Genomic DNA, 17,928 nt, shown 5'->3' with positions numbered 1-17,928 from the left:
GGATCGGGCTGCCCGTCGCCGTCGACGCAGGAGGTTCCGATGCCCGTGCCCACCCGCGAGTGGCAACTGGCGGCCCGGCCGCAGGGCGAGCCCACGCCCGACGACTTCCGCCTGGTGGAAGGTGAGCGACCCGACCCGGCCGAGGGGCAGGTCGTCGTCCGGATGCTGGCCATGTCGGTCGACCCGTACATGCGCGGTCGCATGCGGGACGCCCCCTCCTACGCCCCGCCGTGGCAGATCGGCGAGACGATGAAGGGCGGCGCGGTCGGCCGCGTCGTCGCCTCGCGCGCCCCCGACGTGCCCGAGGGCGCCCTGGTGCTGACCGACGCGGGCTGGCGCGACGTCGCCGTCCTCGGTGCCCGCGAGGTCGCCGTGCTGCCGGAGCTCCCGGACATCCCGCCCAGCTACCACCTCGGCGTCCTCGGGATGCCCGGGCGCACCGCCTATGCCGGGCTGTTCCGGATCGCCGCCTTCCGCGAGGGCGACGCCGTGTTCGTGTCCGGTGCCGCGGGCGGCGTCGGCAGCCTGGTGGGCCAGTTCGCCCGCCTCCGCGGCGCCTCGGCGGTGATCGGCAGCGCCGGCAGCCCGGACAAGGTCCGCTGGCTGACCTCGGACCTCGGGTTCACCGCGGCCTTCGACTACCACGACGGCCCGGTCGCCGACCTGCTGTCCTCAGCCGCCCCGGACGGGATCGACGTCTACTTCGACAACGTCGGCGGGGAGCACCTCGAGGCGGCGATCGGCGCCTTCCGCCTGAACGGGAGGGCGGCCCTGTGCGGTTCGATCTCCACCTACAACGCCGTCACTCCCCCGCCCGGCCCGCGGAACATGTCCATGATGGTCGCCAAGCGGCTGACCCTGCGCGGCTTCCTCGTCTACGACCACGACGACCTGCGCCCGGAGTTCGAGGCAACGGTTCCGGGGTGGCTGAGGTCCGGGCAGCTGGTCGTCCGCGAGACCGTGCGCGAGGGCCTGGAGGACGCCGTCCCCGCGTTCCTGGACCTGCTGCGCGGGGGCAACACCGGGAAGATGATCGTGCGGCTGGCCGACTGACCGTGCCGGTGGGCGGGCTGTGATCTTCGACAGCTTCCGGGGGTTCCCGGTTCCCGGCGCCCGGTCCGGGGCAGAGCCGGGTCATGTGGCTCTTCTTCACCCGCCGGCTGCGCATGTGGCTGATCCTGACCGTCCTCGTCCCGCTCGGTAGCGGGATCCTGCGCCGGGTCGGCCTCGCCCTCGAGCGGCGCAACGGCTCGACGGGGATCAGCCGGGCCCTGCTCAAGGCCGGTGAGCTGGGCGACCGGACCCGGCGACGCGGCCGCCGGGCACACTGATCCCCGTCCCCTACCGGACGGGAGGGCGTCCCGTGACCGAGCCCGTCCTGGAGAGCCGTCCCGCCGGCGCCGGCACCCGGGCGGTCGCCCTGTTCTGCCACGGCGGCACGGTGGCCAGCCTGGAGCCGCCCCGGGAGCGGGCGCTGTCGCTGGTGCGGATGCGCGCGATGGAGCAGTTCGTCGCCGCCGCAGCGGGCCCCCGGGGAGTGGCCACCTCGCTGCTCCGCTACCGGGTGGCCGGCTGGAACGGCCTCGCCGCCGACGCCTTCGCCGACGTCCGGTGGAGCCTGGACCGGATCCGCGCCGAGCACGGCACCGACGTGCCGATCGTGCTCGTCGGTCACTCGATGGGCGGCCGGGCGGTGCTGCGGGCCGGCGGGGAGCACCAGGTGGCCGCCGTGTGCGCGCTCGCGCCGTGGACGCCGCCCGGAGAGCCGGTCGCACACCTCCGCGGCCGGACCGTGGCGATCCTGCACGGCCGGGGCGACCGCTGGGTGCCCGCGGCGCTGTCCGCCGAGTTCGCTGCCCGGGCGGAGGAGGCCGGCGCCCTCGTGGCCCGGTTCACCGTCGCGGGCGGGCACAGCATGGTCCGCCGCGTACAGGTCTGGCACACCTTCGTCCGGGACGTCGTCCTGGCCGGGGCCGGTCTCGAGCCGATGCGCCGCGACATCGACGAGGCCACGCGCAGCACCGGTCCCGCAGGGCTGGCAGTTCCTCTCTAGCAGCTCAGCCCGAGGGCCGGCGGAGCCGGGTCGTCGGACAGCCGGGCCCAGAGCAGTTCGTCGTGTTTCACCCCGTCGCCGTAGCGGTAGGAGCGGCGCAGGTGGCCTTCGTAGCGGAAGCCGGCCTTCTGAGCCACCCGCCCGGAAGCGGGGTTGTCCACGGCGTGGCACAGCTCGATGCGGTCGATCGCCGGCGTCCGGAAGGCCCACCGGCAGGCCGTATCGACCGCGACGGCGGCCACCCCGCGGCCCCGGGCGGCCGGGGCGACCCAGTAGCCGATCTCCGCGCCGGCCTGGTCGCGGTCGATCGAGTGCACGGAGACCGAACCCAGCACGGCGTCCGCCCCGTCCACCACGGCCCAGGAGGCGTGGGTGCCCGAGCTCCAGTCGCTGCGGCGCCCGAGCAGGGCCACCGCCTCGTCGTGGGAGGCGACGCCGCCACCGTTCCACAGCCGGATGTCCGGGTCCTGCAGTGCCGCCCAGACGTCGTCGATGTCGTCCGGCCGCCACGGCCGCAGTCGCAGGGAGCCGGCGACCAGCTCGACCGGCTCGATGGTGTCCATGCCCCGATTCTTGCGGGTCCGGCTCCTGCTGCCTCCGAGCCCCCGCGGGCGGTCAGGCCGACCCGGGTTCGGAGAGCTTCCGAATGGCCTTCGCGGCGAGCGCGTCCGGCGAGATCCTGGACATGGCGCCCATCGCCCGGCTGGCCAGCGAGCCGCCGAGGACCTGCGCCTCCCCCGCCATGAGAGCCTCGAACCCCTGCCGGGCCACCTGCGCGGGGTCGTCCTTGCTGTCGGAGGCGCCCACCCGGGTGTCCTGCATGCCGGCGCGGTCGAAGAACTCGGTGTCGGTGGGGCCGGGCAGCAGGGCGGTCACGCTGACCCCGCTGTCCGACAGCTCCTCGCGGAGGGCGAGCGCCAGCATGTGCACGAAGGCCTTCGACGCGCCGTAGACGGCCTGGAACGGGGCCGGCGCCTGGGACACGACCGACGAGGTGAAGAGGATCCGCCCCTCGCCCCGCGCGGCCATGTCCTGGGCGATCCGCTTGGCCAGATGCACGGTGGAGGCGCAGTTGAGCTCGACAAGAGACAGCTCGGCGTCCAGATCGGTCTCGACGAAGGCACCGCCCACCCCGACCCCCGCGTTCAGAGCCGCGGCGTCCAGCGGCCGGCCGGCTCCCCGGATCGCGGCGACGAGCCGCTCGACGTGGTCCCGCCGGGTCAGGTCGACGCTGACCGGGGCCACCGCCCCGCCGAACCCCCGGAGCACCTCGACGGCGTCGTCGAGCTCGACGTCCTCCGCCGCCAGAACAGGTCGAAGCCGTGCTCGGCGAACTGCTTGGCGAGTTCCAGGCCGATGCCGCTGGAGGCGCCGGTGACGAGGGCGAGCGATCGGACGGCGGGCTCGGACACGGCGGCCTCCTGCGGGATCGGGAGCGGCCCCCTTCCTGCCCCGTGCGCTCCACGGCCACGCGTCAGGCGGGGACGGAGACCCCGACGCCGCCGCGGGTCTGCGCGCCGTAGCGCTCGATCTCGCGGTCGAGGTCGAGCGGCCGCGTGGTCGCGCCCTGCGCGGACACCTCGGGGGTGATCAGGTCGGCCGGGAGCAGCCAGGACACCTCGAACTCGATGCCGTCGGGGTCGGCGGCGTACAGGGCCTTGGTGGTGGCGTGGTCGGAGGCACCGACCAGGGCGCCGGCCTCGAGCAAGGCGCCGCGGATGCGGGCCAGCTCGGCGAGGGTGTCGACCTCCCAGGCCAGGTGGTAGAGGCCGACGGTGCCGCGGCCGGCCTGCGACGGTCCGGCGTCGGCGCCGATCGCGAACAGTCCCAGGTCGTGGTCGTTCGTGGAGCCCTCCGCCTGCAGGAAGACCGCGCGGCCGGGGATCTCGACCTTCGCCCGGAAGCCGAGGACGTCGCGGTAGAACGCGAAGCTGCGCTCGACGTCGCGGACGTAGAGGACGGCGTGGTTGAGGCGCTGCACGGGCATGACGGGCTCCTGCTGTCGAGGGACTGGGTTCACTCTCCTCCAAGATGTTTTAGAGTTCAAGTATTCCGCTGCGGGCCGTGGGTACCTCCGGCGCGTGGTCGACCGCGTCGTCGTGCGCCTCCCACCGGACCTCCGGTTCCTGCTGCCGCCGCGGCACCGTGCGTCGGGGGAGCGGGCGCTCGCCTTCGACCCGGACGCCACCGTGGGCCACCTCGCGCAGGCCGCCGGCGTGCCGCTGACCGAGGCCGGCGGGCTCCGGCTGGACGGCGACCCCGTACCGGTGGCCGCGCGGGCGCGGCCGGGCGCCACGATCGACGTCCTCGAGGTTCCCCGGCCGCAGCCGGCGGCGGCCGGCGGCTTCCTCCTCGACGTCGGCCTCGGCGCCCTGGCTCGTCGGATGCGGCTGCTCGGGCTGGACGTGGAGTGGTCGAACGACGCCGACGACCCCGGACTCGTGGCCCGGGCGGTCGCGGCGGACCGGGTGCTGCTCACCCAGGACCGCCGGCTGCTCATGCCGCGGGCGCTCCACGCCGGCGCACTGGTCCGTGGCAGCCGTCCCGACGACCAGCTCGCCGACGTCCTCGCGCGGTTCGCTCCCCCGCTGGCGCCGCTCACCCGCTGCACCGCGTGCGGCGGCGGACTGGAGCCGGTCCCCAAGACGGAGATCGCGGCCCGGCTCGAGCCGGGCACCCGGCGCAGCTACGACGACTTCTCCCGGTGCGCCGCCTGCGGACGGATCTACTGGCAGGGCGCCCATGCCCGCCGCATCGAGGGGCTCATCAGCGCGGCCGTGGACGACAGGGCTACGCTCGGCGGCACAACCGAACATTCACAGCAGGGGAGCGCTTCGGCGCTGAGAGTGCGGGACACCGCAGACCCTCGAACCTGATCCGGGTCATGCCGGCGCAGGGAGTCTGGAGGAATCATGGCCGGTCAGGCCGTCCGTCCGTCGTCGTCCGATGCCGGCGCAGCACGCTGGCGCACCGTCGACATCGTCGTCACCGCCGTCCTCGGCGTCGCCTTCGGCGTCGTCTTCTGGGCGTGGAACCTCGTGTTCGGCGTGCTCGCCGAGCCGCTCGACTTCTTCCCGCCCTTGTCGGCGATGCTCAACGGCGTCTACCTGATGCCCGGCGTGGTCGCCGGGCTGCTGGTCCGCCGGCCCGGCGCGTCGATCTTCGCCTCGACCCTCGCCGCGGCGGTCAGCATCCTGCTCGGCTCGCCCTACGGCGGGATCATCGTGGTCTACGGCCTGGTGCAGGGAGCGGGCGCCGAGCTCGGGTTCCTGCTCACCCGGTACCGCTCCTTCGGCCTGGGCACCGCACTCCTGGCCGCCGCGACCGCGGGCCTGTCGACGTCGATCCTCGACAACGTCCTCTACTACGCCGAGCTCTCCTTCCTCGGCTACCAGCTGCCGTACACGGTGTTCACCGTGATCTCGAGCATGCTGCTGGCCGGCGTCGTCGGGCTGCTGCTCGTCCGTGCCCTGGCGCGCACCGGAGCGCTCAGCTCGTTCGCCGCAGGCCGCACCCGCGCCTGACCCGGCAGGTGACCACCACGCGGGGGCCCGCGCCGATCCGGACGGAGGCCGGCCCCGTCCGGATCGTCGCCCGGGGCCTCGGCGTCCGCCACGCGTCCCGGCACGCCTGGGCGCTGACCGGCGTCGATCTGGTCGTCGAGCCCGGCGAGCGGATCCTGCTCACCGGCGCGTCCGGGGCGGGGAAGTCCACGCTGCTCGCGGCGCTGGCCGGCATCCTCGAGGCGGAGGGCACCGAGGTGGCCGGCGAGCTCACGGTCGACGGCGCGTCGCCCCGGGACGCCCGTGGCCGGCTCGGCATCCTCGCCCAGGACCCGGACAGCCAGCTCGTCATGACCCGCGCCGGGGACGACGTCGCCTTCGGGCTGGAGAACGCGGGCATCCCCGCCGAGCGGATCTGGCCGCGCGTGGACGAGGCGCTCGCCGCCGTCGGCTTCCCCTACGACCGGGACCGCCCCACGCAGGCGCTGTCCGGCGGGGAGAAGCAGCGACTGGTGCTGGCCGGCGTGCTGGCCCGCCGGCCCGGCCTGGTGCTGCTCGACGAGCCCACGGCCCAGCTCGACCCGCCCGGCGCCTCCCTGGTGCGCGCGGCGGTGGCCCGGGCCACCGCCGACCGCAGCGCCACCACGATCGTCGTCGACCACGACGCCGCTCCCTGGCTCCCGCTGGTCGACCGCGTCGTCGAGGTCGTGGCCGGCGGCGTCGTGGAGCACGGCCCCGGCTGGCGCCCGGCGTCGCGCACGGCCGGCCTGCACCTCCTGCCGCCCCCGGACGGACCGGTCCTGCTCACGGCACTCGGGGCCGGCTTCACCTACCGGGGGGCGACGGCTCCCGCCCTGTCGCGGGTCGACGTCCCGGTGCGGGCCGGCCGGGCCCTCGCGGTCACCGGCAGCAACGGCACGGGGAAGTCGACCCTCGCCCTGCTGCTGGCCGGGCTTCGGGCGCCCACCACGGGGCGGGTCGAGGCGGCGCCGGAGCTGACCGAGGGGGTGCGGCGGGGGCACCGTGAGCCGCACCGCTGGCGGGCCGGGGAGCTGGTGACCCGGATCGGCACCGTCTTCCAGAACCCCGAGCAGCAGTTCCTCACCGGCCGGCTGCACGACGAGCTCACCCTCGGGCCGCTGCGGTCGGGCGAGCACGCCGCGGCGGCCCGGGCCACGGCCGAGGAGCTGCTGGAACGGCTGGGCCTGACCGCGTTCGCCGACGCGAATCCGTACACCCTCTCCGGGGGACAGCAGCGCCGGCTCTCGGTCGCCACGGCGCTGGCCACCTCGCCGCGGGTCCTCGTGCTGGACGAGCCGACCTTCGGCCAGGACGCGGCGACCTGGCGGGAGCTGGTCACCCTGCTCGCCGAGCAGCGGGCGCGCGGCTGCGCCGTCGCCGTCGTCACGCACGACGCCGACCTCGTCCAGGTGCTCGCCGACGACCGGATCTCGCTGTGACCCCGTCGTTGACGCTGGGGCCGGTCGCGGGCACGCCGCTGAGCCGGATGAACCCGGTCGCCCTGCTCACCGCGATGATCGTGGTGACGCTCGTCCTGATCACCAGCCTGGACGTCGTCACGCCCGCGGTCGTGGTCGCCGCCGAGCTGTGCCTGCTGCCCGCCGCGGGGCTCACCGACCTCCGCGACCTCTGGCGGCGGACCTGGCCGCTGCTGCTCGGCGCCGGATCGGTCGGCATCGTCAACGTGCTGCTCGGGGACGACGCGACCGTCGTCACCGGGGTGGGGCTCGCCCTGCGCGTCGTCGGGCTGGCGCTGCCGGGGGTCCTGCTGGTGGCCGCCACCGATCCCGTGCGCCTGGCCGACGCGCTCACCATCCACTGGCGGGTGTCCACGCGCTTCGCGTTCGGGGCGCTCGCGGCGATGCGGCTGGTCCCGCTCCTGATCGCCGAGTTCGAGTCGGTCCGGCTGGCCCGCCGCACCCGCGGCGTGGAGGCCGGCCGCAATCCGGTTGCCCGGGCACGGCTGCTCGCGGGCGTCGCGTTCGCGCTGCTCGTGGGTGCCGTCCGCCGCGGTTCCCGGCTGGCCACGGCCATGGACGCGCGGGGCTTCGACTCCGGCATCCCCCGGACGAACGCCCGCGGCTCCGAGCTGCACCGGCGGGACGCCGTCCTGGTGGCGGGCACCGTGGGTGTCTGCGCGGTCGCGGTGACGCTGAGCGTGCTGGCCGGCGCGTGGTCACCGATCTTCGTCGGCTGACCGGCGCTACGGTGCGTTCGTGAGCCCGACCCGCTACGTGGCGCTGCTGCGCGGCATCAACCTGGGCCGGGCGCGGCAGGTGGACATGACCCGCCTGCGGGAGATCCTGACGGCGCGCGGGCACGAGGCGGTCCGCACCCACCTGCGCAGCGGGAACGTCGTCCTCGACAGCCCGCTGGCCGAGGCCGAGCTCGCCGCCGACGTGAGCACGGTGATCGGCGAGGAGTTCGGCTTCGACGTCCCGGTCGTCGTCCGCACCGGGACGGAGCTGGCGGCCGTGGTGGCGGGCGATCCGTTCGCCACCGTGGCCACCGATCCGGCCCGCTACCTGGTCACGTTCATGACCGAGCCGCCCGACCCCGCCGGTGTGGACGCCCTCCCCGAGACCGACAGCGGCGACTACCTGGTCCGTGGCCGCGAGCTCTACCTGTGGCTGCCCGACGGTATCCAGAACACGCCACTGGCCTCTTGGAAGTGGGACCGGCTGCTCGGCCGGCCCGGGACTGCCCGCAACTGGAACACGGTGGTCAGGCTCGCGGAGCTCGCCGGCTGACCGGCGCGCGCCGCCTCGGCCGTCGCCCCGAGGGGTGACACGCGTCGCAGGAGGTTTGGGAGCGTGCCAGCAGACGCATACGGGACTGTTCGGCCGGTCATCCTCCTCGGTGGCCCGAGCGCAAGGGGAATCCACGTGACAGGGCAGACGGCTGAGCCGATCTGGCCGTCGGCGTCCCCTCCGGAGGCCACGGCCGCCCTGCACTGGGAGCTGCGGGACGTCGCGGAACTCCCCCGGGTCCGCGCGGAGCTGCGGCGGCATGCGACCAGCCCGGCCGCCGGCCGGATGGACCCCGACCTGGTCGACCAGATGATCCTCGCCCTCGACGAGATGGCCTCGAACGCGCTGCGGCACGGCGGGGGCAACGTGCAGGCCAGCGTCCGTCAGACCCACGACGCCTACCTGCTGGAGGTGTCCGACTCGGCGGCGACCGCCCCGCCGGCGCCGGCGGTCGGCCGTGATCCGAGCGAGGGGGGCCTCGGGCTGTACCTGATCGCCGAGCTGTCCACCCGGCACGGCTGGTACGTCAGCGATGCGCACAAGCACGTCTGGGCCCTGCTGCCGCGGCACTGACCGGCGGCTACCCGTCCACGGGCAGAAGTCGCTCCGGGCCGGCCTCCCGGGGCCGCGGCCGGTCCTCCAGGTGGAGCCGGATGGCCACGAGGGCCACGTCGTCCTGCAGGCCCTCCGGCTGCAACCGTTCGATCACGGCGTCGCAGAGGTCGGCCAGCGGCTCGTCGGCGAGCTCGGCCAGGACCGAGCGCAGCCGCGTGGTCCCCTCGTCGAGGGACAGCCTGCGGCCCTCGACCAGTCCGTCGGTGTAGAGCAGCAGGGTGGAACCGCGGCGGACCGTGACCACCGAGTCGGTGCGCCGCGCCGAGGGCTCCACGCCCAGCATCAACTCCGCGCGCCCGTCTGCCAGCTCCTCGATGCGGCCGTCGTGGTGCAGCAGCAACGGCGGCGGGTGGCCGGCGTTGGACCATCGGAGCCGGGTCCGGCCGGCCGCTCGATCCTCAGGGGTCTGCTCGATCCGCGCGATCGCCACGGTCGCCATGGTCCCCATTGCCAGCCCGTGGATGGCCGCGTCGAGCTCGGTGAGGATCTCGGCCGGGGAGATGCCGTCCCGGTAGCCGATGCCCCGCAGCATCCCGCGCAGCTGGCCCATGGCCGCGGCCGCCTCGGTGTCGTGCCCGACGACGTCGCCGATGACCAGCACCGTGGCCGCCGACGGCTGCAGGAAGGCGTCGTACCAGTCGCCGCCCACCTGCGCCGCCGCCATGGCCGGCCGGTAGCGGACCACGATCTCGGCGTGGTCGGGCTCCGGCGGTGCCGTCAGCAGACTGCGCTGCAGCCCCTCCGCGATGCGGCGCTGCTGCTCGTAGAGCCGTGCGTTGTCCAGCGCCAGCGCGACACGGTCGGCCACCTCGCGGGCGGCAGCGACGTCCTCGTCGTCCATGGGTGGCCGGTCGGCCCCGCTGTACAGGGTGACGGCGCCGAGCACCCGCCCGCGCGCGGTGAGCGGCAACAAGGCCGCCGATCGGGGATCCAGCCGATCGAACAGCTCCCGCGCCTCGGCCTCCGGAATGGGGCGTGCCGCGATCTCGGTCATGTCCGGGACCAGCAGCACCTGCCCCGAATGCAGGATCTGCAGAAGTTCGGGGGTGGGCTGGAACGACGAGACCCGCAGCTCGACGTACCGGGCCACCGTCGGCCGGACGGCGGCGTCGCGATGCCACGTCCCGTAGTTCCGGAGGCGACCGTCCTCCTCGAGGAGCGCGACGACCGACCAGTCACCCAGTTCGGGGACCAGCGCCTCGGCGACCTGCAGGCTCGCGTCGTCCTCGCGGACGCCTGAGCCGAGGCTCCTCGTCATGAGCGCGCTCACCTCGGCCACCAACGTCAGCCGAGCGGCGCTGCGCCGGGCCCGCTCCTCGGCGGCCCGCCGGTCGGTGACGTCCAGGAAGTAGACGGACAACCCGTCGGGACTCGGCCAGGCGCGGACCTCATACCAGGCGTCCAGCGGCGGCGGGTAGTGGGCCTCGAACACCCGCTCCTCGCCGGAGGCTGCGGCCCCCCGGTAGTGAACCTCGAAGGCACTCCCCACCGCGGCGGGGAAGAGCTCCCAGATCGAACCGCCGAGGAGCTCCTCGCGTCCCCGGGCGAGCAGACGCTCGGCCTCCGCGTTGACGTAGGTGAAGCGCCAGTCGCGGTCGAGGGCGAAGAACGCGGCGTTCATCGCCTCGAGCACCCGGGCCACCCGGGCGTCACCGTGCCGCTGCCGGGTCGTGTCGTAGGCGGCACCGAGCAGGCGCACCGCGACCCCGTCGTCATCGGCGAGGACCCGCCCGCGGCCCTGCACCCAGCGGGTCTCACCGGTCGGCAGGACGATGCGGTACTCGATGTCGAGGGCACCCTGCTCGGCGATCGCGGCCTGCATGGCGTCCTGGGTCCGCGTCAGGTCGTCGGGGTGCAGCCTGGCGAAGAACGCCTCGATCGCGCCCTCGAACGTTCCCTTGTCATAGCCGAAGAGCTCGATGAGCCGGTCGTCCCACGTCAGACTCCCGGCCACCAGGTCCCAGTCGAAGCTGCCGATCTCCGCCGCCTCGATCGCCAGCTCGAACCGCAGCCGTCGGGCCTCGAACTCCGTCGCCAGGGCGTCGAGGTCACGCTCGACGATCGCCTCGGCCCGGACACCGGCCTCGTCGGCGGAGCCCGGGACGGGCTCGGAGGCGTTCACCCGTGGTTCCTTCCACAACGGGCCGGTCGCCACACGCGACGCAGGGGACCACCCGGTGCCTTGGACGTCCGTCCCATCCGCATCCGCCGGCCCGCAGGAGCCGGGCACGCCTGTCGGGTCGGGATCCCGGGGTGGTGGACCCGGCCCCCGAACGACGCCGAGGCGGGCGCCCCTCCGCGGAGCCGGACCCGGTGTGGGTCCGTTCCCGGATGGACGCCCGCCTCGCGGTGCGTCTTCCTCGTCGTTCCGGCCGATCCGACGTCGTCCGCGCATCGACGCTCCCGTGGCGGCCGGACCAGGGACCGGATCCGGCTGCTCGAGCTTCCGTCCCGTCCGGTCGGGGGACCGGCGGTCTGCACGACGTTCGCCGCCCGGCCAGGTTCCGTCCGGTCAGAGATCCGGGGACGACCGCGTCGTCCCTCCCGGACACCGGAAGGACCTGTGGTCCGCCGCGGCGACGGATCCGGCCGGCCGTGCCGACGGCGCCGCGTCGATCTCTGCCTCCCTGGAGGGTCCGCGCGCTGCGAGGAGCAGTCGGCGGTGGGTCGAGGCGAGATGCGTACTGCGGAGAAGTCGGTCGGCGGCAGGAGGAACACCGTCGGGGCGGAGCCAGGAAGTGCGCGTGCAGGGTGCGGAAGTGCTCGGAGCCGAGTCCCGGTCGCGGTCACCCGGGGAAGGAGAGTGACCGGTCACGGCGTGCTCGGGGCGGTGCGGGGGACGGCGTCCAGCGGCTGGGTGCCGTGGTCGCGCTGTGGTCAGCCGGGCGGTCGCGGCGCCCGGCAGGGGGGTGGCCGGGGAGAACCCCGGGCCCGGTAGGGGGACGGGTCCCCCCGCGCCCGGGCCAGTCCCGTCGCCGTCGGGAAGGACCGTGCCGGCCTGCTGGAGGACCGCGGGGGCCGCTGTGGCCAGCCGGTGGGCTGAGGCGTCCGTGCTGACTGCACTGGAACGCGGGGGCCGGCTGGCTCACTCGCGACCGCCTGCGGAGCCGGCGGACGGTGCCCGGGGAGGGCGGGAGGTGCTACCGGCTCGGCGGGAAGGGACGCCGGTCCGGGAACGAGCGCCGCGACGGGGGAAGACGTCACGGGCTGGACTGTGGGGGTGCTGGGCAGCTCGGTCAGCACGACGGGACCGTCGACGAACCGGAGGGAGATCGGGGCCGCGGGGCGGGGCAGCGGGGCGGCGGACCAGGCCAGGTACTCGCCGCGGACGCCGGCGCCCCAGAAGGCGATCCGCCGGTGCAGCGCGGTCAGGAGGCCGGCCGGGCGGGGCCTCGGTCCGCGGCCGGCGACCGGGTCCGGCGTGCCGGCACCCGGCCGGGCGGTCGCCGTGGGAACCGGCGCGGACGGGGCCCAGGCCAGGTACTCGCCGGCCGGGCCGGCACCCCAGAACGCCACCCGGCGGGTCACCCGGGCGAGGAGACCGTCCGGCGTCGCGGGGACGACGGCGGGAACCGGCGCGACCACCGGCCGCGCACGGAAGGGAGCCGGTGCCGGGCGGGCCGGCGGGGCGGGCCGGACCGAGCGCAGGGGAACGGGGCGGACGGCGCCGGACCGGTAGGCCGCGGCCCGCGCGGCGGCGACGTGCCGCGGGTGCGGGCGCCGCCGCGCCGTCCCACCGTCAGCGCGGTCGAGGACGTCGATGAGCCCGGCCAGCGTGCGGCCGGGATCGCGTCCCGTCAGGTCGGCCGGCATGCGCGCTGCGGCGGCCGGGGTGGGCCGTTCCTCGCTCATGTCGCCTCCTGCAGGTAGTGGCCGCGGCTGGGGAAGGTGCCGCGGACAAGGAGAAAACTAGGGACCCGGCGCCTCCGGGCCCCGCTCCTGCGACACCCTGCGGCGGGCGCGTGACCCAACCGTTGTGGAGGGCCTGCGGGCGGGCGGGTGACCGGTCCTTCCCGGCGAGCACTTGTCGACAAGCCGTGCCGGCTGAGCGTGGAATTCGCTGGTCGGGGCTGCGGTCATCCCGGCGGGGACCCGGCGCGCGCGGCGTGTCGGCCTCCTGGAGGCCGGTCCGGGGAGGCGCCGGGGCGGCCGGCACCGGCTGCGAGGATCGACCGGTGCCCGTTCCCATCCCCCTGGTCATCGACACCGATCCCGGCATCGACGACGCGCTCGCGATCCTGCTCGCCCTCGCCAGTCCCGAGGTCGACCTCCGGCTGGTGACGACGGTGCACGGGAACGTGGAGCTGGCGCAGACGACGGAGAACGCGCTGCGCGTGCTGCACCTGGCCGGGCGCTCCGACGTGCCGGTGGCCGCGGGGGCTGCCGCGTCGCTGGTCCACCCGCAGCCGGAGCGGGCCGGGCACGTGCACGGCGCGGCGGGGCTCGGCGGGGTCGAGCTGGCACCCTCCCCCGCTGCGGTCGACCCGCGGCCGGCCGTCGTCGCGCTCGCCGAGCTCCTGCTGACGTCGCCCGAGCCCGTCACCGTCGCCGCCGTCGGCCCGCTGACCAACCTGGCGCTGCTGCTGCGCGTCTTCCCCGACGCCGCCGCGCGCATCGGCCGGCTCGTCGTCATGGGCGGCTCGGCGACGCGCGGCGGCAACGTGACCGCCGCCGCGGAGTTCAACGTGTGGGCCGACCCGGAGGCCGCCCAGGCGGTCCTGGGCTCTCCGCTGCCCACCGTGCTGGTCGGCCTGGACGTCACGCTGGCCACGGTGCTCGACGAGGGCGGCATCGCCCGGTTCGCGGCGGCCGGCCCGATCGGCGCACAGGCCGCGGCGATCCTGCAGCAGTACCTCGACCATGCGCGGTCCGCCTACGGCACGGCCGGCGTCGTCGTCCATGACGCCCTGGCGGTCACCGAGGCGATCCGGCCCGGCTTCCTGGGCACCGTCCGCCGGGACGTCGTCGTGGACACCGGGTTCGGGGCCGGCCGCGGTCAGACGCTGGTCGACCGGCGCACCGTGTCCGGCGCAGCCACCGCCGTCGACGTGGCCGAACAGGTGGACGGCGCCGTGGCCGCGGATTTCCTCGTGAGCCGCCTCTCGGGTCTCGACCGCCGGTAGCGGCGGCGGATCAGGGCGCCCGGTGCCGCCACGGGGGACGACGGCACCGGGGCCGGCTCAGGCGTTCTCCAGGCGCTCGGTGGGCTGATCCGGTCCGTCCTCCGCGGCGCAGCCCACCGCGTCTCCGGCGCGGGCCGGATCGTCGACGAGCTTCCGCGTCATCACCATCAGCGCAGCGTCGGCCGCGGCGGGCGACGGGGGGTGGGTCGGGTCCCGACGAGCCCTGATCAGCAGGTCCACCACCTCGGCGACCGGGACGCCGTGGCGTGCGGCTGCCAGGGCGAGCATGCTCCACGCCTGCTCCGCGTCGCAGCCGTGGACCGCCATCAGCACGCCGCGGGCCCGGTGCAGATCGGTACGGCTGAACGTCCACGACCTGGCCTGCGTCGCGCGGGTTCCCGGAGCGCCGTCGTCCGCCGCCCGGGTTCCCGGAGCGCCGCCGTCCGTTCCGTCGGGCGCCGCACCCGCGCCCGCCTCCGGCAGGACGGGGAAGAACGATCTGAGTCCGGTCATGTCGAGCAGGCGGGTGACGACCCTCGACATCCCGCCCAGGACGAGCCGCGTGGCGAACTGCGCCTTGGCGTGGGCGAGGACCGCGAGCGCCGTGCAGCTCATGAACGTCACGTCGGAGAGGTCGACGACGACGACCTCCAGCGGCTCGGTGGCCAGGCGCCGAAACTGCTCGCGCAGGCCATCGGCCGCGAACGTGTCCACCTCGCCGGCCACGTGCAGCACCATCCCGACCGGGGGCTGCAGCCGGTTCGTGGTCGTCAGATCATGGTCCCGCTCCCGTGCACATCGACTGGATCGACGTGCTGCCGGGTCCGGGGCAACACAGCGGTGGAGCCTCTCGCTGACCGCCCAGCCTAGCCACGGCCGGGTGCGGGCGACACCCGGCCGGAGCTGTTTCAGGGAGCAGCGATGGTCCGGTCGTCCATGGAACCATCGACCACCGCAGCCGCCACGGCGGTCAGGGAAAGGCCGGAACGACGGGCGTACGAGCGCATCCGGACGAACGCCTCGGCCACGCCGATCCCGGCCCGGGCCGCCAGCACACCCTTCGCCTGCTCGATGAGCACCCGGCTGTGCAGCGCTGCCTGGAGCTGCACGGACAGGGTCGTCTGTTCACGGAGGTTCCGCTCGTGCAGCAGCCCGATCGTCGCGACGTCCGCCATGGCCTGCCCGATCGCGATGTGCTCGTCGTCGAGGCGGCCAGGTTCGGCGGTGAACAGGTTCATCGCGCCCACCACCTGGGTGCGCAACCGCAGGGGCAGGGCATGGGTGGCGAGGAAGCCGGCTGCCACGGCCACCGGGGTGAACGTCGGCCACCGCTGGTAGGCCTCAGACAGCTCGACGTTGACGACCTGCCGGCCGGTGTCGAAGCAATCCAGACAGGGACCCTCGCGGACCTGCAGCTCGAAGACCTCGAGCTCACGGGCCTCCTCCATCGTCGAGGCCACCAGTCGGAGGGTGCCTCGCTGATCGGCCAGCGTCAACCCGGCCGCGTCGGCTCCGAGCAGCTCCACCGACCGGTCGGTGAGCGTCTGGAGGAAGTCCACCGGGTCGAAATCGTCGACCAGCGTGTCTGCGAGCTCGACGAACACCTGTCCCAGACGCTCGTATCCGTCCATCCGAATCTCCTGTCCGAGCCTCGCTGGAGCAGCGGCGAAGCCCCCCTCCGCACGTCAGTACTCGTGGATCCGGCCCTAGTCGTCGTTCGAGAACCGCGCCACGCCGGTCAGGACGTCCCGGGCGAGCGCACTGATGGGGCGACCCGTGGCGTAGGCGCGGGCCTGTAGGAGGGCGAGCGCCTGGGCGAGCTGAACACCGGCCTGCACCGAGACCATTCCGGTCGCCTGGTGCACCTCGGCCCGGTCCTCGACCACGTGTATCGACCCGAGCGGGCCGCCCGCATCCGGATCGAGGGACTGCAGGTGCAGGAGGACGGCCGTGGCGGCGTCCGCGAACGACAGCGCCTCGGCGAGTTGCTCGTCGGTCAGCCCCCCTGCGCGTTCCCGGTACAGGTCGAGCACTCCGAGGCGGATGCCGCCCATGCGCAGCGGGAACGCGAAGACGGCCCGCACCCCCGCGTCCAGGGCGCCCGCGGTGAATCCTGGCCAGCGGCCGGTCCGGTCGCGACGAGATCCGGTTGCAGGACCGGTCGGCCCGTCCGGGAGGCATCCACGCACGGCCCCTCCCCCAGCGTGAACTGGAGATCCTCGAGTTTCGCCGCCATTCCGTCCGTGACGGCAACCGTCCCCGCCGGCCCGTCCTCGGACATGAGCACGATGCCGACACCGCTCACCGGCAGCGCCCGGCAGCAGGCCGTGACCAGCCGTTGCGGCACGTCGCCGCTGCCCTTCCCTGACTCCGAGACCCGGGACAGGATCTCGGCGGTCCGACCCGACGCCACCGCTCACCTCCCGTGCCCGACCGGCGCCCGGTACGAGAGCCAGCGCCTCGGGGCCAGTCTCCGCGCCGGTCCCGCCCTGCGGAAGGTCTACGCGAGAGCCGCACCGGGTCAGTCAGCAGTGCGGCGCGCTCCCTCCCCCGTGGACTCCACGATCCCCAGGGCGATGTCGCGGAGCTTGCGGTTGTAGCGCTGGGACGCCTCGCGCAGGATCTCGAACGCCTGCTCGGCATCGACGCGGCGCTGGGCCATCAGCACGCCCTTCGCCTGCTCGATCACCGCGCGCGACTCCATGGCCACCCGCATGTTGCGGGCCTGCTCGCCGAGCTGGTGGTGCGCGTCGGCGTTGGCGACGGCGACCGCGACCACCTCGGCGACGTCCAGCCCCGCCCGCAGCGACTCCGGGCTGGCGAAGGCTGCGGGCCTGGTCGAGTAGTTGTTGAGGGCGCCGATCCAGGAGCCCTGATACGGCAGCGGAACGGACAGCGAGCTGCGGACCCCGGTCTGCTGGACGCGCGCGACGTAGTCCGGCCAGCGCTGCTCGGTGCGCATGTCGTCCACCCGGAGCAGCACGCCGCCGCGGCCGGCGTCCATGCAGGGCCCGGAGCCCTGCTCGTACTGGAGCTCGTCCGCGGCCAGTGCCATCTCGCCGTGGTGGGCCGCCGTGAACGCCTTCTCGCCCCGGAGCAGGGTGATCGACGTGGCCTCCGCGCCCGGGATGCCCCGCGCCGCGATGCGGGTGATGTCGGTCAGCACATCGTTCAGGGCGCGGTCGACCAGCACGACGCGGCTGAGCTCGCGCAGTATCTCCTCCACGCGCACAGTGTGCCTGGCGGGGGTCGCGGACCACCTCCCCCTCTGCGCGCCGGAGCCCCATCGGTCAGGATGGACTCGGCCGGGTCCCGAACCGGCTCCCGCCTGCCGTGCGGACGTCGAAGGGGAGGCGATGGTCGAGGCCGAGGACACCTGGCCGTGCGTGCCGGTCCCCTCCGTCCCCGGCGACGTCTGGCACTGGCAGCTAGAGACCATGCACACGGTCTCGCGGGTCCGCTCCGACCTCCGTGCCCGCATCGCCCACCCCTCGGTGTCCTCCGGGTCCACCGACGACGCACGCGACGGCCTGCTCCTGGTCTTCGAGGAGCTCGCCTCCAACGCGCTGCGCCACGGCGGCGGCGACGTCCGGGCCCTGGTGGTCGCCGGTCCCGGCGGATGGCTGCTGGACCTCAGCGACGAGGCGCCGGACCGCCCCCCCGTCCCCGCCGTCGACCGCGACCCCGCCCTCGGTGGGATGGGCCTGCACCTGGTCGCCCAGCTCTCCACCGACTTCGGCTGGGAGCGGCGCCCGGGTCGCAAGCACGTCTGGGCCCGGCTCCCCTCCGGTCGCGGCGAGACGACCGAGCGGCGGCGCGGCCAGCTGCCCGAGCCCCGCTCCGGGGAGTTCCGCAGGGACTGA

General features: G+C 74.7%; 20 protein-coding genes, 1 pseudogene and 1 riboswitch. Of the genes and pseudogenes, 11 read left to right on the top strand and 10 right to left on the bottom strand.

Going from position 1 to position 17,928, the window contains the following annotated elements:
- Positions 1–39 precede the first annotated feature (39 nt).
- The 3 genes from E4P39_RS15905 to E4P39_RS15895 all read left to right on the top strand — a co-directional run bounded on the left by E4P39_RS15905 (position 40) and on the right by E4P39_RS15895 (position 2,053).
- Positions 40–1,053 (top strand): NADP-dependent oxidoreductase, encoded by a 1,014-nt coding sequence (locus E4P39_RS15905; protein ID WP_135137547.1) that lies wholly within the window; start codon positions 40–42, stop codon positions 1,051–1,053.
- 83 nt (positions 1,054–1,136) lie between these two features.
- A complete protein-coding gene (locus E4P39_RS15900; protein WP_135137546.1) occupies positions 1,137–1,331 on the top strand; it encodes a hypothetical protein in 195 nt (64 codons plus the stop codon).
- Between the two features lie 32 nt (positions 1,332–1,363).
- Positions 1,364–2,053, top strand: a complete 690-nt coding sequence (locus E4P39_RS15895; protein WP_135137545.1) for an alpha/beta fold hydrolase — start codon at positions 1,364–1,366, stop codon at positions 2,051–2,053.
- On the opposite strand, the gene E4P39_RS15890 is transcribed toward E4P39_RS15895, so the two are convergent.
- The 4 genes from E4P39_RS15890 to E4P39_RS15880 all read right to left on the bottom strand — a co-directional run bounded on the left by E4P39_RS15890 (position 2,050) and on the right by E4P39_RS15880 (position 4,040).
- On the bottom strand, positions 2,050–2,616 hold the full coding sequence (locus E4P39_RS15890) for a GNAT family N-acetyltransferase (protein ID WP_245159878.1): 567 nt from the start codon (positions 2,614–2,616) through the stop codon (positions 2,050–2,052). The two genes, E4P39_RS15895 and E4P39_RS15890, sit on opposite strands and share 4 nt — an antisense overlap.
- A 52-nt stretch (positions 2,617–2,668) precedes the next feature.
- Entirely contained in the window at positions 2,669–3,298 is a 630-nt protein-coding gene (locus E4P39_RS15885; RefSeq protein ID WP_245159877.1) for an SDR family NAD(P)-dependent oxidoreductase, read from the bottom strand.
- Entirely contained in the window at positions 3,274–3,465 is a 192-nt protein-coding gene (locus E4P39_RS22990; protein ID WP_245159876.1) for an SDR family NAD(P)-dependent oxidoreductase, read from the bottom strand. Before E4P39_RS22990 ends, E4P39_RS15885 begins: the two co-directional genes overlap by 25 nt.
- Before the next feature lie 62 nt (positions 3,466–3,527).
- The gene (locus E4P39_RS15880; protein ID WP_135137544.1) at positions 3,528–4,040 is read right to left on the bottom strand and encodes a VOC family protein; all 513 of its coding nucleotides are present in this window, start codon (positions 4,038–4,040) and stop codon (positions 3,528–3,530) included.
- Here E4P39_RS15880 and E4P39_RS15875 point away from each other — a divergent pair.
- From E4P39_RS15875 to E4P39_RS15850, 6 genes and pseudogenes are all read left to right on the top strand, one after another.
- Positions 4,039–4,755: pseudogene (locus E4P39_RS15875) on the top strand (Mut7-C RNAse domain-containing protein); the annotation flags it as partial. The gene E4P39_RS15880 and the pseudogene E4P39_RS15875 overlap by 2 nt on opposite strands.
- A gap of 111 nt (positions 4,756–4,866) precedes the next feature.
- Positions 4,867–4,970: riboswitch (TPP riboswitch) on the top strand.
- Positions 4,966–5,577, top strand: coding sequence for an ECF transporter S component (locus E4P39_RS15870; protein WP_135137543.1), 612 nt, complete (start codon positions 4,966–4,968; stop codon positions 5,575–5,577). Its footprint overlaps the riboswitch before it by 5 nt.
- Before the next feature lie 8 nt (positions 5,578–5,585).
- On the top strand, positions 5,586–7,016 hold the full coding sequence (locus tag E4P39_RS15865; protein WP_245159875.1) for an ABC transporter ATP-binding protein: 1,431 nt from the start codon (positions 5,586–5,588) through the stop codon (positions 7,014–7,016).
- Positions 7,013–7,774: an energy-coupling factor transporter transmembrane component T gene (locus E4P39_RS15860; RefSeq protein WP_209306565.1), complete on the top strand. Its 762-nt coding sequence runs from the start codon at positions 7,013–7,015 to the stop codon at positions 7,772–7,774. The genes E4P39_RS15865 and E4P39_RS15860 overlap by 4 nt, the downstream gene beginning before the upstream one ends.
- Positions 7,775–7,793: 19 nt before the next feature.
- The gene (locus E4P39_RS15855; RefSeq protein ID WP_135137542.1) at positions 7,794–8,327 is read left to right on the top strand and encodes a DUF1697 domain-containing protein; all 534 of its coding nucleotides are present in this window, start codon (positions 7,794–7,796) and stop codon (positions 8,325–8,327) included.
- 135 nt (positions 8,328–8,462) lie between these two features.
- A complete protein-coding gene (locus E4P39_RS15850) occupies positions 8,463–8,900 on the top strand; it encodes an ATP-binding protein (RefSeq protein ID WP_135137541.1) in 438 nt (145 codons plus the stop codon).
- A gap of 7 nt (positions 8,901–8,907) precedes the next feature.
- Here E4P39_RS15850 and E4P39_RS15845 read toward each other — a convergent pair whose 3' ends face one another.
- Positions 8,908–11,064, bottom strand: coding sequence for a SpoIIE family protein phosphatase (locus E4P39_RS15845; protein WP_245159874.1), 2,157 nt, complete (start codon positions 11,062–11,064; stop codon positions 8,908–8,910).
- A gap of 755 nt (positions 11,065–11,819) precedes the next feature.
- Positions 11,820–12,794, bottom strand: a complete 975-nt coding sequence (locus E4P39_RS15840; protein ID WP_135137539.1) for a hypothetical protein — start codon at positions 12,792–12,794, stop codon at positions 11,820–11,822.
- Positions 12,795–13,117: 323 nt separating this feature from the next.
- Between E4P39_RS15840 and E4P39_RS15835 the strand changes: the two genes are divergently transcribed.
- Entirely contained in the window at positions 13,118–14,065 is a 948-nt protein-coding gene (locus tag E4P39_RS15835; protein WP_135137538.1) for a nucleoside hydrolase, read from the top strand.
- Positions 14,066–14,122: 57 nt separating this feature from the next.
- Here the strand turns inward: E4P39_RS15835 and E4P39_RS15830 are convergent, their stop codons facing one another.
- The 4 genes from E4P39_RS15830 to E4P39_RS15815 form a co-directional block, all read right to left on the bottom strand.
- A complete protein-coding gene (locus E4P39_RS15830; protein WP_135137537.1) occupies positions 14,123–14,803 on the bottom strand; it encodes an anti-sigma factor antagonist in 681 nt (226 codons plus the stop codon).
- A gap of 170 nt (positions 14,804–14,973) precedes the next feature.
- Positions 14,974–15,696, bottom strand: a complete 723-nt coding sequence (locus tag E4P39_RS15825; RefSeq protein WP_135137536.1) for a GAF and ANTAR domain-containing protein — start codon at positions 15,694–15,696, stop codon at positions 14,974–14,976.
- 75 nt (positions 15,697–15,771) lie between these two features.
- A complete protein-coding gene (locus tag E4P39_RS15820) occupies positions 15,772–16,149 on the bottom strand; it encodes an ANTAR domain-containing protein (protein WP_135137535.1) in 378 nt (125 codons plus the stop codon).
- Between the two features lie 437 nt (positions 16,150–16,586).
- A complete protein-coding gene (locus E4P39_RS15815; RefSeq protein ID WP_135137534.1) occupies positions 16,587–17,291 on the bottom strand; it encodes a GAF and ANTAR domain-containing protein in 705 nt (234 codons plus the stop codon).
- 130 nt (positions 17,292–17,421) lie between these two features.
- Here E4P39_RS15815 and E4P39_RS15810 point away from each other — a divergent pair, with 130 nt between their 5' ends.
- Entirely contained in the window at positions 17,422–17,928 is a 507-nt protein-coding gene (locus tag E4P39_RS15810) for an ATP-binding protein (RefSeq protein ID WP_135137533.1), read from the top strand.

The sequence above is a fragment of the Blastococcus sp. CT_GayMR19 genome, assembly GCF_004570385.1.
In the GTDB taxonomy this organism is placed as follows: Bacteria; Actinomycetota; Actinomycetes; order Mycobacteriales; family Geodermatophilaceae; genus Blastococcus_B.
The sequence above is the reverse complement of the archived record's forward strand: the minus strand, read 5'-3'. Positions and strand labels throughout refer to the sequence as shown.

Excerpts from the sequence above, each read along its gene's own strand:
- E4P39_RS15905 (WP_135137547.1), top strand. The coding sequence starts at position 40 with ATGCCCGTGCCCACCCGCGAGTGGCAACTGGCGGCCCGGCCGCAGGGC.
- E4P39_RS15900 (WP_135137546.1), top strand. The coding sequence starts at position 1,137 with ATGTGGCTCTTCTTCACCCGCCGGCTGCGCATGTGGCTGATCCTGACC.
- E4P39_RS15890 (WP_245159878.1), bottom strand. The coding sequence starts at position 2,616 with ATGGACACCATCGAGCCGGTCGAGCTGGTCGCCGGCTCCCTGCGACTG.
- E4P39_RS15880 (WP_135137544.1), bottom strand. The coding sequence starts at position 4,040 with ATGCCCGTGCAGCGCCTCAACCACGCCGTCCTCTACGTCCGCGACGTC.
- E4P39_RS15870 (WP_135137543.1), top strand. The coding sequence starts at position 4,966 with ATGGCCGGTCAGGCCGTCCGTCCGTCGTCGTCCGATGCCGGCGCAGCA.
- E4P39_RS15840 (WP_135137539.1), bottom strand. The coding sequence starts at position 12,794 with ATGAGCGAGGAACGGCCCACCCCGGCCGCCGCAGCGCGCATGCCGGCC.
- E4P39_RS15830 (WP_135137537.1), bottom strand. The coding sequence starts at position 14,803 with ATGGTGCTGCACGTGGCCGGCGAGGTGGACACGTTCGCGGCCGATGGC.
- E4P39_RS15825 (WP_135137536.1), bottom strand. The coding sequence starts at position 15,696 with ATGGACGGATACGAGCGTCTGGGACAGGTGTTCGTCGAGCTCGCAGAC.
- E4P39_RS15810 (WP_135137533.1), top strand. The coding sequence starts at position 17,422 with ATGGTCGAGGCCGAGGACACCTGGCCGTGCGTGCCGGTCCCCTCCGTC.